The organism is Mycobacterium sp. PS03-16 (genome assembly GCF_004570325.1).
Classification (GTDB): Bacteria; Actinomycetota; Actinomycetes; order Mycobacteriales; family Mycobacteriaceae; genus Mycobacterium.
Genome location: NZ_SPQO01000061.1, coordinates 1 through 13,765, shown reverse-complemented (window position 1 = coordinate 13,765; position 13,765 = coordinate 1). Strand labels below are relative to the sequence as shown.

14 protein-coding genes and 2 pseudogenes are annotated in these 13,765 nt (G+C 70.5%); 5 read left to right on the top strand and 11 right to left on the bottom strand.

What is annotated here, in order from left to right:
• The 3 genes and pseudogenes from E4P42_RS26300 to E4P42_RS26290 all read left to right on the top strand — a co-directional run.
• Positions 1-260 (top strand): annotated as a pseudogene (locus E4P42_RS26300) (mammalian cell entry protein); the annotation flags it as partial.
• The gene (locus E4P42_RS26295) at positions 260-946 is read left to right on the top strand and encodes a mammalian cell entry protein (RefSeq protein WP_135129576.1); all 687 of its coding nucleotides are present in this window, start codon (positions 260-262) and stop codon (positions 944-946) included. The pseudogene E4P42_RS26300 and the gene E4P42_RS26295, both read left to right, overlap by 1 nt.
• Positions 946-1,440: a mammalian cell entry protein gene (locus E4P42_RS26290; RefSeq protein WP_135129575.1), complete on the top strand. Its 495-nt coding sequence runs from the start codon at positions 946-948 to the stop codon at positions 1,438-1,440. Before E4P42_RS26295 ends, E4P42_RS26290 begins: the two co-directional genes overlap by 1 nt.
• 10 nt (positions 1,441-1,450) lie before the next feature.
• On the opposite strand, the gene E4P42_RS26285 is transcribed toward E4P42_RS26290, so the two are convergent.
• On the bottom strand, positions 1,451-2,905 hold the full coding sequence (locus E4P42_RS26285; protein WP_135129574.1) for a trehalose-6-phosphate synthase: 1,455 nt from the start codon (positions 2,903-2,905) through the stop codon (positions 1,451-1,453).
• The gene (locus E4P42_RS26280; protein ID WP_135129573.1) at positions 2,906-3,070 is read right to left on the bottom strand and encodes a hypothetical protein; all 165 of its coding nucleotides are present in this window, start codon (positions 3,068-3,070) and stop codon (positions 2,906-2,908) included.
• A 59-nt stretch (positions 3,071-3,129) separates the two neighbouring features.
• Between E4P42_RS26280 and E4P42_RS26275 the strand changes: the two genes are divergently transcribed.
• On the top strand, positions 3,130-4,026 hold the full coding sequence (locus E4P42_RS26275; protein ID WP_135129572.1) for an enoyl-CoA hydratase: 897 nt from the start codon (positions 3,130-3,132) through the stop codon (positions 4,024-4,026).
• A 44-nt stretch (positions 4,027-4,070) separates the two neighbouring features.
• Entirely contained in the window at positions 4,071-4,898 is an 828-nt protein-coding gene (locus E4P42_RS26270; RefSeq protein WP_135129571.1) for an SDR family oxidoreductase, read from the top strand.
• Here E4P42_RS26270 and E4P42_RS26265 read toward each other — a convergent pair.
• The 9 genes and pseudogenes from E4P42_RS26265 to E4P42_RS27130 form a co-directional block, all read right to left on the bottom strand.
• Positions 4,881-5,789: an NAD(P)-dependent oxidoreductase gene (locus E4P42_RS26265; RefSeq protein WP_135129570.1), complete on the bottom strand. Its 909-nt coding sequence runs from the start codon at positions 5,787-5,789 to the stop codon at positions 4,881-4,883. The two genes, E4P42_RS26270 and E4P42_RS26265, sit on opposite strands and share 18 nt — an antisense overlap.
• 21 nt (positions 5,790-5,810) lie before the next feature.
• Positions 5,811-6,311, bottom strand: a complete 501-nt coding sequence (locus tag E4P42_RS26260) for a (2Fe-2S)-binding protein (protein ID WP_135129569.1) — start codon at positions 6,309-6,311, stop codon at positions 5,811-5,813.
• On the bottom strand, positions 6,304-7,194 hold the full coding sequence (locus E4P42_RS26255; RefSeq protein WP_135129568.1) for a xanthine dehydrogenase family protein subunit M: 891 nt from the start codon (positions 7,192-7,194) through the stop codon (positions 6,304-6,306). The genes E4P42_RS26260 and E4P42_RS26255 overlap by 8 nt, the downstream gene beginning before the upstream one ends.
• Entirely contained in the window at positions 7,191-7,811 is a 621-nt protein-coding gene (locus E4P42_RS26250; protein WP_135129567.1) for an SRPBCC family protein, read from the bottom strand. Before E4P42_RS26250 ends, E4P42_RS26255 begins: the two co-directional genes overlap by 4 nt.
• Complete coding sequence (locus E4P42_RS26245; RefSeq protein ID WP_135129566.1) at positions 7,802-10,159, bottom strand: xanthine dehydrogenase family protein molybdopterin-binding subunit; 2,358 nt, start codon at positions 10,157-10,159, stop codon at positions 7,802-7,804. The genes E4P42_RS26250 and E4P42_RS26245 overlap by 10 nt, the downstream gene beginning before the upstream one ends.
• Positions 10,160-10,369: 210 nt before the next feature.
• Positions 10,370-12,049, bottom strand: coding sequence for an alpha-amylase family protein (locus tag E4P42_RS26240; protein WP_135129565.1), 1,680 nt, complete (start codon positions 12,047-12,049; stop codon positions 10,370-10,372).
• On the bottom strand, positions 12,046-13,032 hold the full coding sequence (locus E4P42_RS26235; RefSeq protein WP_135129577.1) for a TIGR03885 family FMN-dependent LLM class oxidoreductase: 987 nt from the start codon (positions 13,030-13,032) through the stop codon (positions 12,046-12,048). The genes E4P42_RS26240 and E4P42_RS26235 overlap by 4 nt, the downstream gene beginning before the upstream one ends.
• Positions 13,033-13,090: 58 nt before the next feature.
• A complete protein-coding gene (locus tag E4P42_RS26230) occupies positions 13,091-13,504 on the bottom strand; it encodes a YkvA family protein (RefSeq protein ID WP_371287089.1) in 414 nt (137 codons plus the stop codon).
• 57 nt (positions 13,505-13,561) lie between these two features.
• Positions 13,562-13,765 (bottom strand): annotated as a pseudogene (locus E4P42_RS27130) (hypothetical protein); the annotation flags it as partial.

Here is a 13,765-nt window from a genome sequence, read left to right as displayed (position 1 = left end):
CGGTGACGCCGCCGGCCGGCGCCCCGCCGGCCGCACCCGCGCCGGTGGCTCCGGCGCCGCCGCCGGGCAACTCACTCAACGGTGTGCCACTGCCTGCGGAGGCTCCGCTGGCCAGCGGACCGATGATGACCAGTTACGACTCCAGGACCGGGGCGTTCGCCGATCCGGCCGGCGGAACTGGCGTGTTCGCCCCCGGCGCTGACAAACTGGCGCCCGCAGAGAACTGGGCGGATCTGATGATGGCTCCAAGGCAGATGTGATGACTGAAGACTCGGCTTCGAATCCGAGGCCGGTGCGTCGCCGTGCGTCGCGCGCGGCCGGGCCGGCGAACGGCGGTGTCAGCGAAGCGCAGACGGTTCCGGCGACCGCGGCCCCCGCGCCGATCAAGGTGCGGGCCGCCCGCCCCGCCGGGCCGCCGCCGCGGCGCCGCCCGCACCGCACGCTGGTGGCCGCGGTGTCACTCGGTGTGCTGGCCGCCGCGCTGGTGGCGATCAGCACCGTGGTGGCGGTCTGGTCGGTGCAGCAGCGTGACGCCGAGGCCGCGCAGGCCCGCGAGCAGCGCTTCGTCGATACGGCGTCGCAGACCGTCGTCAACATGTTCAGCTACACCCAGGACGACATCGACCAGAGCGTGAACCGCTTCGTCGACGGCACCAGTGGACCGCTGCGCGACATGCTCAGCCAGGAGAACAACGTCGAGAACCTCAAGGCGATCTTCCGTGACACCCAGGCCAGCTCCGAGGCGGTGATCAACGGCGCCGCACTCGAGAGCGTCGACGAGGTCGCCGGCAATGCCGAGGTCCTGGTGTCGGTCCGGGTGACGGTGACCGACATCGACGGCGTCAACAAACCCACGCAGCCGTACCGCATGCGGGTGACGGTGCACGAGGACGACAACGGCCACATGACCGGCTACGACCTCAAGTATCCCGAGGGCGGCAACTGATGGGGAAGTGGTCGACCCGACTCGCGGGGGCCACGGCTGTGCTGTGCGCGCTGGCGTTCGTCGCGCTGGCCGCAGTCGGCGGCTGGCTGTATTGGGAGCGCGTCCAGTTGCGCGGCGAGCAACTCGCCCGCGCCCAGCTGGCGCCGCTGGCCCAGGAGCAGATCCCCAAGGTGTTCGGCTTCGACTATCAGACCGTGCTGACGTCCACGACCGAGGCGTCCACTCTCCTGACGCCCGAGTTCCGGCGCGAGTTCCTCGAGAAGGCGAACCGGGAGGTCATTCCGCGGGCCCGGGAACGTCAGCTGGTCAGCCAGGCCAACGTGGTCGGCGTGGGAGTGCTCGAAGCGCAACGGGATTCGGGTCAGGTGATGGTGTACCTGAATCGCACACTGACCGAGAAGTCCGGAGAGCCGCTCTACGACGGCAGCCGCCTGCGTGTCGACTACGTCAAGGTCGACGGCAAGTGGCTGATCAACTACATCACCCCGATCTGAGCCGGTCGGCTCAGACCGGTTTCGCCGACTCCTTGGTGTCGGCCAGCGCGTCGAGAAAGGCGCGGGCCCAGCGGTCGACGTCGTGGGCGAGCACCTGCCTGCGCAGCGCGCGCATCCGGCGTCGCCCTTCCTCCGGCGTCTGCTCCAGCGCCGCCTCGATCGCGTCCTTGACGCCCTCGAGGTGGTGCGGGTTGGCCAGGTAGGCCTGCCGCAATTCGGCTGCCGCCCCGGTGAACTCGCTGAGCACCAGCGCGCCGCCGAGGTCGCTGCGGCAGGCCACGTACTCCTTGGCCACCAGGTTCATGCCGTCGCGCAGCGGGGTGACCAGCATGACGTCGGCGGCGACGAAGAATGCGATCAGCTCGTCACGGGGGACGGGCCGGTGCAGGTAGTGCACGATCGGGTGAGCGACCTCACCGAACTCGCCGTTGATGTGGCCCACCTGGCGTTCGATGTCCTCGCGCATCGCGATGTAGCTCTCGACGCGTTCCCGGCTGGGCGTGGCCAACTGGATGAGCACGGTGTCCTCGCGGTTGACCCGGCCCTCCTCGAGGAGCTCCGAGAACGCGTGCAGCCGCACGTCGATGCCCTTGGTGTAGTCCAGCCGGTCGACGCCGAGCAGAATCTTGCGCGGGTTGCCCAGCTCGGCCCGCAGCGCCTTCGCCCGCTGCCGGATGGTGCGGTTCCGCGCCTTGGTGTCGAGTTCGTCGGAGTCGATCGAGATGGGGAACGCGCCGACCTTGACGGTGCGGAAGCCGACCTGCACCTCGCCGAAGCGGGACCGCACCCCGACGTTGCCGCGGGAGGTGTTGGCGCCCACCAGCCGGCGCGACAGGATCAGGAAGTTCTGAGCACCGCCGGGCAGGTGGAAGCCGACCAGGTCGGCGCCGAGCAGCCCCTCGATGATCTCGGTGCGCCACGGCATCTGCATGAACAGCTCGACCGGTGGGAACGGAATGTGCAGGAAGAACCCGATGGTCAGATCGGGACGCAGCATCCGCAGCATCTTCGGCACCAGCTGCAGCTGGTAGTCCTGCACCCACACCGTGGCGCCCTCGGCCGCCGCCCGCGCGGTGGCCTCCGCGAACCGGCGGTTCACCTCGACGTAGCGGTCCCACCATTTGCGGTGGTAGATCGGCTTGACGATCAGGTCGTGGTACAGCGGCCACAGGGTCGCGTTCGAGAACCCCTCGTAGTAGTCGGCGACGTCCTCGGCCGACAGCGCCACCGGGTAGAGCTGCAGCCCGTCTTCCTCGAACGGATCCTCGGGACTGTCCGGGATACCGGCCCAGCCGATCCACGCCCCGCGACGGCGCCGCAGCAACGGCTCCAGCGCGGTGACCAGACCGCCGGGGCTGCGCCGCCACGAGGTGGTGCCGTCGGGATGTCGCTCCATATCGATGGGCAACCGGTTGGCCACCACCACGAAATCGGAATCCCCGCGCTGGTCGCCCCCCGGACCCATCTACGCCTCGAGCTTCGAGGGGCCGATGCCGAGCATGGACAAGAAGATGCGGCACTCGTCGGCGTCGGTGGCGTACGCGGCGACGACGCGCCGGGCTTGGCTCGCGGTGCTGTCGGCCAGCGGCTCGACGTCGCCGATGTCGGCGGGATCAGACTTGGCAGGCATGTTGCAACTCTAGGCGACCCACGGACCGGCCGGCCACGCGCCCGCGTAGGGTGCGATCCGTGGCGAACACCGAGCAGGTGACGTACGAGACCCTCGACGACGGGCGGATCGCCCGGATCTGGCTCAACCGGCCCGAAACGCAGAACGCACAGTCACGCACCCTGCTGGTGGCGCTCGACGAGGCGTTCGCCCGGGCCGAGGCCGACGACGACGTGCGGGTGGTGATCCTCGCCGCGCGCGGCAAGAACTTCTCCGCCGGACACGATCTGGGCTCGGAGGAGGCGGTGGCCGAACGCACGCCGGGTGACACCCAGCACCCGACGTTCCGCTCGCACGGCGCCACCCGGGCGCCGATCGCCGAGAAGATCTACCTGCAGGAGTGGCACTTCTTCTTCGAGAACACCCGGCGGTGGCGGGATCTGCGCAAGGTCACCATCGCGCAGGTGCAGGGCAACGCGATCTCCGCCGGGCTGATGTTGATCTGGGCGTGCGACCTGATCGTGGCCGCCGACGACGCCCGGTTCAGCGACGTCGTCGCGGTGCGGCTGGGGATGCCCGGCGTCGAGTACTACGCCCACCCGTGGGAATTCGGGCCGCGCAAAGCCAAAGAGCTGCTGCTCACCGGTGATTCGATCGACGCTGACGAGGCCCACCGCCTGGGCATGGTCTCGAAGGTGTTCCCGCGCGCCGAACTCGAGGACAAGACCGTCGAGTTCGCCCGGCGCATCGCCGCGCTGCCCACCATGGCAGCGCTGCTGGTGAAGGATTCGGTCAACGTGGCGGCCGACGCCATGGGTTTCACCGAAGCGTTGCGACACGCGTTCCACATTCACGAACTGGGCCACGCGCACTGGGCCGCGCACAACAAGAACCGCATGGCCGTGGGTATGCCGCCGGACGTGCCGGACTGGCGCACACTCGGCGCCCCGAAGACGGCGCGCCGCGACGAACCGTGAGCTATAACTAGAACCTGTTCTAGTGAGCTGACGAAGGGGTCGCGGTGCAACTGTCCTTGGCGGAGCGGACGTATCTGGTCACCGGTGGCGGCAGCGGTATCGGCAAGGGCGTGGCGGCGGCGATCGTCGCAGCGGGCGGCAACGTGATGCTCGCCGGACGCAACGCCGACCGGCTGGCCGCCGCGGCCGGGGAGCTCGCGACCGCCGGGGACGGCGAGGTGCGCTACGAACCCGCCGACATCACCGACGAGGACGAGGCCAACCGCCTGGTCGACGCCGTCACCGCCTGGCACGGGCGGCTGCACGGCGTGGTGCACAGCGCGGGCGGGTCCGAGACCATCGGCCCGATCACCCAGATCGACTCCGAGGCGTGGCGGCGCACCGTCGACCTCAACGTCAACGGCACCATGTACGTGCTCAAACACGCCGCCCGCGAACTCGTCCGCGGTGGCGGCGGCTCGTTCGTCGGCATCTCGTCGATCGCGTCGAGCAATGTGCACCGCTGGTTCGGTGCCTACGGGCCCAGCAAGGCCGCGCTCGACCACATCATGATGCTCGCCGCCGACGAGCTCGGCCCGTCGTGGGTGCGCGTCAACGGGATTCGCCCCGGGCTGATCCAGACCGAACTCGTCGCCCCGATCCTGGAGTCGCCCGAGGTGTCGGCCGACTACCGCGCGTGCACGCCGCTGCCGCGGTTCGGCGAGGTCGCCGACATCGCGAACCTGTCGGTGTTCCTGCTCAGCGACGCCTCGGCCTGGATCACCGGACAGGTGATCAACGTCGACGGTGGACACGGGCTGCGCCGCGGACCCGACATGTCCGGCATGCTCGAAGGCCTCTTCGGCGCCGACGGGCTACGCGGGGTGGTCTGAGCCGCTCGCCGGGCCGGCTCCGCCGGCCTCCCACGCGCTGAGCGCACCGATCGCCGACCAGTCGAGATGGCCGCCGCCAGTGGCCAGCAGCGTGAGGAACCGGTCGCGGACCAGGCCGGCGACCGGCAGCGGCACCCGCAGCGACTCGCCGGCCTCCAGCACCAGTCGTACGTCCTTGAGGCCGCCTGTCGCGGCGAACCCGGCCGGCTCGAACTGCCGGCGCGCGACCAGCCCACCGTAGGTCCGGTACGCCGGCGCGTCGAACAACGTCGACGTCAGCAGCTCCAGGTACTGCTCGGCGTCCACGCCGCCCTTGCTGACGAGCGCGATGGCCTCGCCGACCGATTCGATCACCGAGGCGATCAGGAAGTTGCCCGACAGCTTCACCAGGTTGGCCGCCGTGGGATCCTCGCTGATGGCGAACGTCCGCTGCCCGATCGCGTCGAACACCGGCGCCATCTCCGCCACCACCTCCGGGGCGCCGGCGGCAACGACATACAGGTTGCCCGCGGCCGCCACCTCGGGGCGCCCGAACACCGGTGCGGACACGAACCGTCGGCCGGCGGCGGCATGTTCGGCCGCGAGGCGTCCGGCCAGCGCCACGCTGATCGTCGACGCCGAGATGTGCACCGCCCCCTCGCACAGCGCCGCCAGGACACCGTCGCCACCGAACGTCACGGCCGTGACCGCCTCGTCGTCGGCGAGCATCGTCACCACGACGTCGCCCCGGCACGCCTCGGCGACCGAACCGGCCGGGTGGGCGCCCTTGGCCGCGAGCGCATCGACCTTCTCGCGGGACCGGTTGAAGACGGTGACGTCATGCCCCGCGGCGATCAGGTTGGCCGCCATGGCCGAGCCCATGTTGCCCAGGCCGATGAATCCGATGTGCATGGATTCACTTCTACACCGGCGTCAGAGCGCGGGCGCCGCCTCGCTGCCGTTGCGGGTGATCTCGGCCGCGCGGCGCACGGCGTTGACGATGCCCTGATAGCCGGTGCATCGGCAGAAGTTGCCGGACAGCCCCTCGCGGATCTCCTCGTCGGTGGGATCCGGGTTCTCCGCGAGCAGCGCGGTGATCGTGGTGACGAAACCCGGTGTGCAGAAACCGCATTGCAGGCCGTGGCACTCCCGCATCGCGGACTGGACCGGCGACAGTTGCCCGTCGGGACCCGAGATGCCCTCGACCGTCGTGACGTCCTGCCCGTCGGCCTGCACCGCGAAGATCAGGCAGGACCGCACCGCCTGACCGTCGAGCAGTACCGTGCACGCCCCGCATGCGCCGTGTTCGCACCCCAGGTGCGTGCCGGTCAGCCCGCACGTCTCGCGCAGGAAGTCGGCCAGCGTGACCCGCGGCTCCACCACCCCGCGCCGGGACCGTCCATTGACGGTCAGCTCGACCGGCAGCTCATGCATGGGCCATCTCCTTCGCGGACACCTGGGTCAGCGCCGACCGCAGCGCGCGCGTCACCATCGCGGCGCCCACCCGGCGGCGGTAGGACGCCGACCCCTGCAGGTCGGCGGGGACGTCGGCCAGGGCGGCCAGGGTGAGCCGGCCGATCTCGTCGGCATCGATGTCGGTGACGGCGCGGCCGAGCAGCGCCTGTTCGCCGTCGGCGCCGCGCAGCGGGGTGGAGCCCAGCCCGAGCAGGCCGATGCCGCAGCGGGTGACGCGATCGTCGCCGTCGAGTTCGACGGCCACCGCCGCACCCGCGATCGCGAAGTCGCCGTGGCGGCGCGCGAACTCCTCGACGGCGAAGCCGCACCGCCCGCGCCACACCGGAAACCGTGCCGCGGTGAGGATCTCGTCGTCGGCCAGCGCTGTCTCCCACAGCCCGGTGAAGAACCCGGCGGCCGGAATGCGCCGCGGTCCGCGGGCGGACACCGCCTCGAACTCGGCGTCGAGCGCCAGCGCCACCGCGGCGTACTCCGCCGCCGGATCGGCGTGGGCGATCGCCCCGCCCAGCGTGCCGCGGGTGCGGATCTGGAAGTGGCCGATGTGCGGCGTCGCCAGCGTCAATAGCGGCACGGACTCGGCGACCTCGTCGTCCATGCCGACGTATGCGTGGGGGGTCGCCGCGCCGACGACGATGTGGCCGCCCTCGAGATCGATGCCCGTCAGGTCGGCGATTCGGGAGATGTCGACGAGGTGCTCGAAGTGCGTCAGCCGCATCGCCAGCATCGGCACCAGGCTCTGCCCGCCGGCGAGGATCTTCGCGTCGTCGCCGAACTCGGCGAGCATCTGCACCGCCTCGGACACCGACTCGGCGCGGTGGTAGGCGAACGGGGCGGCCTTCATGGCCGGCGCCGACCCAGCAGGAAGCCGACGGCCACTCCCGCGGCCACGCCGGCGAACACCGGGGCGGACCGTTTGGCCATGGGCACCGCCACCACCTTGAGCAGGTCGACCGAGTCCCCGCCGCCCGGCTGCGCGGCCGCCGACTGCGCCTCGGTGGTCGGGGCGGGCGCCGCGCCGCCGAGGACGTCGGCCTCCAGAGCCTTGGCGAACTGCCCGATCAGGTTGCCCGCCACGTCGGCCAGTACCCCGCGGCCGAACTGCGCGGCCTTGCCGGAGATGGTCAGGTCGGTGGTGATGACGACGTGGGTCGCATCGCCCTCGTCCTTGAGGTGCGCGGTCACCAGCGCGGCGGCGTTGCCGTTGCCGCGGGTCTCCTTGCCGGTGGCCTTGAGCACGACGCGCTGGGCGGCGGCGTCCTTCTCCTGGAACGCCGCGACACCCTGGTAGGACACGGTGATCGGGCCGACCTTGACCTTGACCGCGCCGGTGAACTGGTCGCCGTCGACCGAGAGCAGCGTCGCGCCGGGCAGGCACGGCGCGACCCGTTCGACGTCGGTGAGCACCTCCCACGTCTTGGCGGCCGGCACCGCGACCCGGAACTCGTTAGTCAACTCCACGACGCGGATTCCTCTCGCTTGGCGTGTTCGATCAGTTCGACGATGGTCGACGGGCTGGCGGGCAGCGTGGTCACCGTGACGCCCAGCGGCGCGAGTGCGTCGTTGATCGCGTTGATCACCGCGGGGGTGGACCCGATCGCGCCGCCCTCGCCTGCGCCCTTGTAACCGCCGACGCCGGGGCCGGGGATCTCGACGTGGCCGAACTCGATCGGCGGCACCTCGGTGGCCGTCGGCAGCAGATAGTCGACGAACGTGGAGGACAACGGATTTCCCTCCGCGTCGTAGGCGAGGCTCTCCAGCAGCGCGCCCCCGATGCCCTGCACCGTGCCGCCCGCGACCTGACCTTCCACCACGTTCGGGTTGATCATCGGTCCGACGTCCTCGCTGACGATGTAGCGGGTCAGCGTGACCTGCCCGGTCTCGATGTCGACCTCGCACGTGCACGCGTGGGTGGCGTTGGCCCAGTGGATCATCGCCTCCGGCGGCGAGGTGAACCGCGCGGTCGCCTCGAGTGAGGCCGACGTGCCGGGCGGCAGCTGCTGCGGTTCGTAGTGGGCGCGGTAGGCGATGTCGGCGAAGGTGACGCACCGGGCGGGATCGTCGCGCATGTACGCCTGCGACCCGCCGAGCTCGAGATCGGCCGCCTCGGCGCCGAGGTGGTGGGCGGCCATCGTGAGGAGCTGCTCGCGCAGGACCGCGCCGGCCTGATTGACCGCGCCTGCGGTCATCGGCCCGCTGCGGCTGCCCTGGGTGCCCGCCCCGTACGGGGTGAACGCGGTGTCGCCCTGGACGGTGGAGACGTCGTCGATGTCGGCGCCCAGCGCATCCGCGGCGAGCTGAATGACGGTGGTCTCCAAGCTGTTTCCGGTCGATCCGCCGTTGACGTACACGGTCACCTTGCCGGTCGGCTCCATCCGGATCGTGCAGCCCTCGGTGGCCAGGTGGCCCGTCGCGGCACCGGTCGGTTCGATGTAGGCGGAGAACCCGAGCCCGAGGTAGCGGCCCTGGGCCAGCGCGTCGGCCTGCTCCTTGCGGAAGCCCTCGTGGTCGAGGATCTTTACGGCCTGCTCGAACGTGTCGGCCGGGGCGACGTGGTCGTATGGCATGCCGTTGGGGTTGAAGTACGGCATCTCGTCGCCGCGCAGGATGTTGCGGCGGCGCAGTTCGACCGGGTCCATGCCGAGTCTGCGCGCGGCGACGTCGAGCATGATCTCCCGCGCGAGGGTCTCGTACTGCCACGGCCCGCGGTAGGCGTGCAGGCCCGCGGTGTTCGAGAAGACGGTCTTGTAGTTGAAGCTGGCCTTGGGCACCCGGTACGGGCCCGGGTAGAACATGCCGATCGCGGCGGTGGTGAGCACCGGGTACGGCGTCGGGTAGGCGCCGACGTCTTGGTTGAAGTCGATGTCGACGGCCAGCAGCGTGCCGTCCTCGTCGAGCGCCATCCGCGCGGTGCCGTCCACGTGCCGGGCCTGCCCGGCCGACATCAGGTTCTCGCGGCGGTCCTCGATCCACTTCAGCGCACCGGACACCTTGCGGGCGGCGAGCAGGATCACCATGTCCTCGCGCATCGGCACGACCTTCTGGCCGAACCCGCCGCCGGTGTCGCGCATGACGACTCTCACCTTCTGCGCGGGGATGCCCAGCAGGCGGGCGGTGAACGCCCGCAGCTCGTGCGGGGTCTGGGTGGACGCCCACACCGTCAGCTCCCCGGTGGTGGCCTGCCAGTCCGCGACCAGGCCGCGGGTCTCGATGGGCACCGGGACGTACATCTGCTGGTAGATTCGCTCGCTGACCACGCACGCCGCGGTGGAGAACGTCTCCTCGTCGGGCGGGGCGCCACCCATCCCGCCGGCCACGTTGTCCGGATACTCCGCGTGCACCACCGGGACACCGGCGTCGGCGCCCCCGACCGCGGCGCGGAAGTCGGCGACGGCCGGCAGCGGCTCGTAGTCGACGACGACCGCGTCGGCGGCATCCTCGGCGAGGTACCGGGATTCCGCCACCACCAGCGCGACCGGATCGCCGACGAACTTCACCTCACCCTCGGCCAGTGGCGGCCGCGGGGTGTCGGGGACGTCCTTACCGGCGACGGCGTGCCACGACTCCACCGCATCGCCGTTGAGGTCCTCGGCGGTGAACACCGCGTGCACCCCCGGCATGGCCAGGGCCGCCGAGGCGTCGATACCGGTGATCGTGGCGCGGGCGAACGGGCTGCGCACGAAGCACGCATGCAGCATGCCCGGCCGGGAGATGTCGTCGACGAACGTGCCGCGGCCGGTCAGCAGGCGGTTGTCCTCGACGCGGGGCACGCGGGTGCCCGCATAGCGGGTGGCGACGGCCTCAGTCATCGGGTTCGGTCATCGGTGATCGCTCCAATACTTCTGCGCGTAAGCGGTGCGGTGAGGCGCCGATCAAGAGTGTCGTTATCGTACACAGATAGCGAGCGCCCCCAAAAGAGAGAGTGACATTTCCGCAGGTGAACGCGCGTGCGTGGAGCGTCGTGTGTCAGGGTGCCACCGGCGCCCGCGGTCCGGGACGGATTCCACGGACGGGGCGTGTCAGATGATCGGGTCGTCGCCGGGGCGGCGCAGGCGCAGCCACCGGAAGCCGTAGGGCTCCAGCCCGATCTCGAGATGGCCGGCGTCGTCGAGCTGGTGTTCGGCGAGATCGTCGAGCAGGTCCACCAGGACGCACCCGCCCGCCCCGTCGAGCGCGATCGGCACCATCGCACCCTCGGCGCCGAAGTTGTGCAGCGCGACCATCATCCAGCCCGACTCGTCCTCACGGCACACGTGGGCCAGCACGGCGGGGTTCGGCTGCTCGAGCACCTGGGCGGTGGACCAGCCGATCTCCGGCTGCTGACGGTAGGTGTAGATGAGGTTGCGCATGAACCACCAGAACGAGTCGTGGTCGTGGCGCTGATCGGCGGCGTTGATCCGGTCGGGACCATACAGACCGTCGGGCATCGGGCGGGGGAGCCGGCGGGCGCCGGCCTTGGAGAAGCCGCCGTTGACGTCGCCGGTCCACTGCATCGGGGTGCGCACCGCGAACCGGCCCTCCACCGCGAGGTTCTCGGCCATGCCGATCTCCTCGCCGTAGAACAGCACCGGGGTGCCCGGCAGCGAGAACGCCAGCGAGTACACCATCTTCATCCGGCGCTGATCCCCGCCGAGCATCGAGGGCAGCCGGCGGCGCAGCCCCCGGTCGTAGAGCTGCATGTCCGGGTCGGGCCCGAACGCGGCGAACACCTCCTGGCGCTCCTCGTCGCCGAGCTTGTCGAGGGTCAGCTCGTCGTGGTTGCGGACGAAGTTCGCCCACTGGCTGGTGATGTCGAGCGTCGGGCGCTGCTGCAGCGCCGCGCTGATCGGGCCGGCGTCACCGCGGGCCAGTGACAGGTAGAGGTTCTGCATCGCGATGAAGTCGAACTGCATGTTGAGCCCGTCGCCGTCAGGGCCGCCGAAGAACTCCTTCTGGTCGGCATAGGGCACGTTGACCTCGCCGAGCAGCACGGCGTCGCCGAGGCGGCGGGTGACGAAGTTGCGGACGTCGCCGAGGTATTCGACGGGGTCGAACGGGTCGGGGCGGCCCGGCACCCCGTCCTTGGCGAACATGAACGGCACGGCGTCCACTCGGAACCCCGACACCCCGAGCTGCAGCCAGAAGCCCAGGGTTCGCGAAATCTCCTCCTGCACCTTGGGATTCTCGATGTTGAGGTCCGGCTGGTGTTTGTAGAAGTGGTGCAGGTACCACTCACCGGTCTTCGGTTCGAGCTCCCACAGGCTGTCCTCCTGATCGGGGAACACCACGTCGGCTTTGGTGGACTTCGGTTCGGTCTCGCTCCAGACGTAAAAATCGCGGTACGGCGAGTCCTTGCTCTTCCGTGCGGATTTGAACCACGGGTGCGCATCGGAGGTGTGATTCATGACGAAGTCGACGATGACGCGGATGCCGCTCGCCTTCGCGGTGCGTACGAGCTCGACGAAGTCACCGAGGGTGCCCAGCCGCGGATCGACTCCGAAGAAGTCGATGATGTCGTACCCGTCGTCGATCCGCGAGGTCGGATAGAACGGCATCAGCCACAGGCAGGTGACCCCGAGGTCGGCAAGGTACTCGATGCGTCCGGTCATCCCGCGCAGGTCGCCGCAGCCGTCCCCGTTCCAGTCGTAGAACGTCTCGACGTCCGCGCAGTAGATGACGGCGTTCTTCCACCACAGATCGCCGGTGTCCGCGCGCCTCATACCCCGGCCTTCTGCTGCGGGGCGGTCGGCGAGAGTTGGGGCAGCACGTGCTCGCCGAACGCGTCGATGAACCGGGCCTGCTCCTTGCCCACGAAGTGCAGGTACAACTCCTCCCAACCCTGGTCGACGTAACCCTGCAGCCAGGCGGCGTGCCTGCCCAGATCGCTGGAGACATTGACGGTCTTGGCGACCTGGTCGTGGCTGACGTCCTGCCCGACCGCGTCGAACGCCTCGACCGATTCGATGTCCCAGCAGGCCGGCGGCGGGAACACGTTGGTCCGCCACTGGTCGTGGGCGATGGCGGCGGCCTCGTCCTCGGTCGGGGCCCAGCTGAGGTGGATCTGCAGCCGCGCCGGTCCTCGGCCGCCCGCACCCCGGTAGGCGTCGAGGACTTGTTGCAGCGTGTCCTTGACCTGGTTGACCGTCACGAGCCCGTCCGCCCACGCGGCGTGCTTGGCCGCGGTGGCGGGGGTGACCGCCGGACCGACCAGGTCGGGCGGCACCTCCGGCAGCGTCCACAACCGCGCGCGGTTCACGTGTACCAGGCCCTCATGGCTGACCTCCTCGCCGGCCAGCATCCGGCGGATGACGTCCACGCACTCCACGAGGCGCTGATCGCGGATCTCCTTACGCGGCCACACGTCCCCGGTGATCCGTTCGTTGGACGCCTCGCCGGTGCCGAGCGCGACCCAGAACCGGCCGGGGAACATCTGCGCCAGGGTCGCGGCGGCCTGCGCGACGATCGCCGGGTGGTAACGCTGTCCGGGGGCGTTGACGGCGCCGAACGGCAAGTTCGTGGTGGCCAGCGCGGCCCCGAGGAACGCCCAGGCGAAGCCCGATTCGCCCTGCCGCTCGCTCCACGGGCTGAAGTGATCCGAGGACATGGCCGCGGTGAAGCCGGCCTGCTCGGCGTGCTGGACGTCGCGGAGGAGTTGTCCGGGACTGATCTGTTCGTGGGAGCAGTGGAAGCCGATGACCGTCACCCACAGCGTGTTCCCAGGCACGCGGAATTTGAAGCGCTGACGCGGACGTCGAACTTCCTCAGGCGCGAGACGGTCGACGCGGGCGCCACTGCATGAGCCGGGTCAGCGCCGCGTACCCGTCGTCGCTGCCCGGCCAGTGCGCGCGGACCGCGTCCTGCCCGGCCCGGCGCACCACGCCCCGCAGCACGGCGATGACGATGATCGCGTCGTCGGCGTAGCCGAGCACCGGGATGAAGTCGGGGATCAGGTCGAACGGCAACGCCAGGTAGCCGATCAGCAGCGCCAGCCGCCAGCGCACGCCGGCAGGCAGCGATCGGTCGGCCGCCAGCCGGCGGACCAGTCGCAGCACGTCGGGCAGAATTCTCAGCGCCTCCCGGAGCAGCCCGCCGCGGGGCCGCAACGCGATGAGCGCGAGCACCAGCGCCAGCCACGCGACGAGCAGGCCGGCGCCCACGCCGAGGACGATCGGCAGGAGGTCCACGCCGTCATTGTCGTCCGGCGCCGCGCGGGCGGTCAGCCGGACCGGCGGTCAGCCTTCGTCGCCGGTGCCGCCGGGATCGCCGCTGCCGCCCTCGCCATCACCCATGCCGGGGGCTTCGGTGTTGCCGCCGGTCGGCACCGACGGGCCTTCGCCGGGCGGAACGGTCGGGGTCTGCTCACGTGTGGTGGCACCTTCTCCGCCGCCGGCCGGGGCGGGGGCCGCCGGCGCGCCGGGTGCGGCAGGTGCGCCCGC

Bases quoted from the DNA above. Each gene is read 5' to 3' on its own strand.
- E4P42_RS26295 (WP_135129576.1), top strand. From the start codon at position 260: ATGACTGAAGACTCGGCTTCGAATCCGAGGCCGGTGCGTCGCCGTGCG.
- E4P42_RS26240 (WP_135129565.1), bottom strand. From the start codon at position 12,049: ATGAGGCGCGCGGACACCGGCGATCTGTGGTGGAAGAACGCCGTCATC.
- E4P42_RS26260 (WP_135129569.1), bottom strand. From the start codon at position 6,311: ATGCATGAGCTGCCGGTCGAGCTGACCGTCAATGGACGGTCCCGGCGC.
- E4P42_RS26280 (WP_135129573.1), bottom strand. From the start codon at position 3,070: ATGCCTGCCAAGTCTGATCCCGCCGACATCGGCGACGTCGAGCCGCTG.
- E4P42_RS26245 (WP_135129566.1), bottom strand. From the start codon at position 10,159: ATGACTGAGGCCGTCGCCACCCGCTATGCGGGCACCCGCGTGCCCCGC.
- E4P42_RS26290 (WP_135129575.1), top strand. From the start codon at position 946: ATGGGGAAGTGGTCGACCCGACTCGCGGGGGCCACGGCTGTGCTGTGC.
- E4P42_RS26265 (WP_135129570.1), bottom strand. From the start codon at position 5,789: ATGCACATCGGATTCATCGGCCTGGGCAACATGGGCTCGGCCATGGCG.
- E4P42_RS26285 (WP_135129574.1), bottom strand. From the start codon at position 2,905: ATGGGTCCGGGGGGCGACCAGCGCGGGGATTCCGATTTCGTGGTGGTG.
- E4P42_RS26255 (WP_135129568.1), bottom strand. From the start codon at position 7,194: ATGAAGGCCGCCCCGTTCGCCTACCACCGCGCCGAGTCGGTGTCCGAG.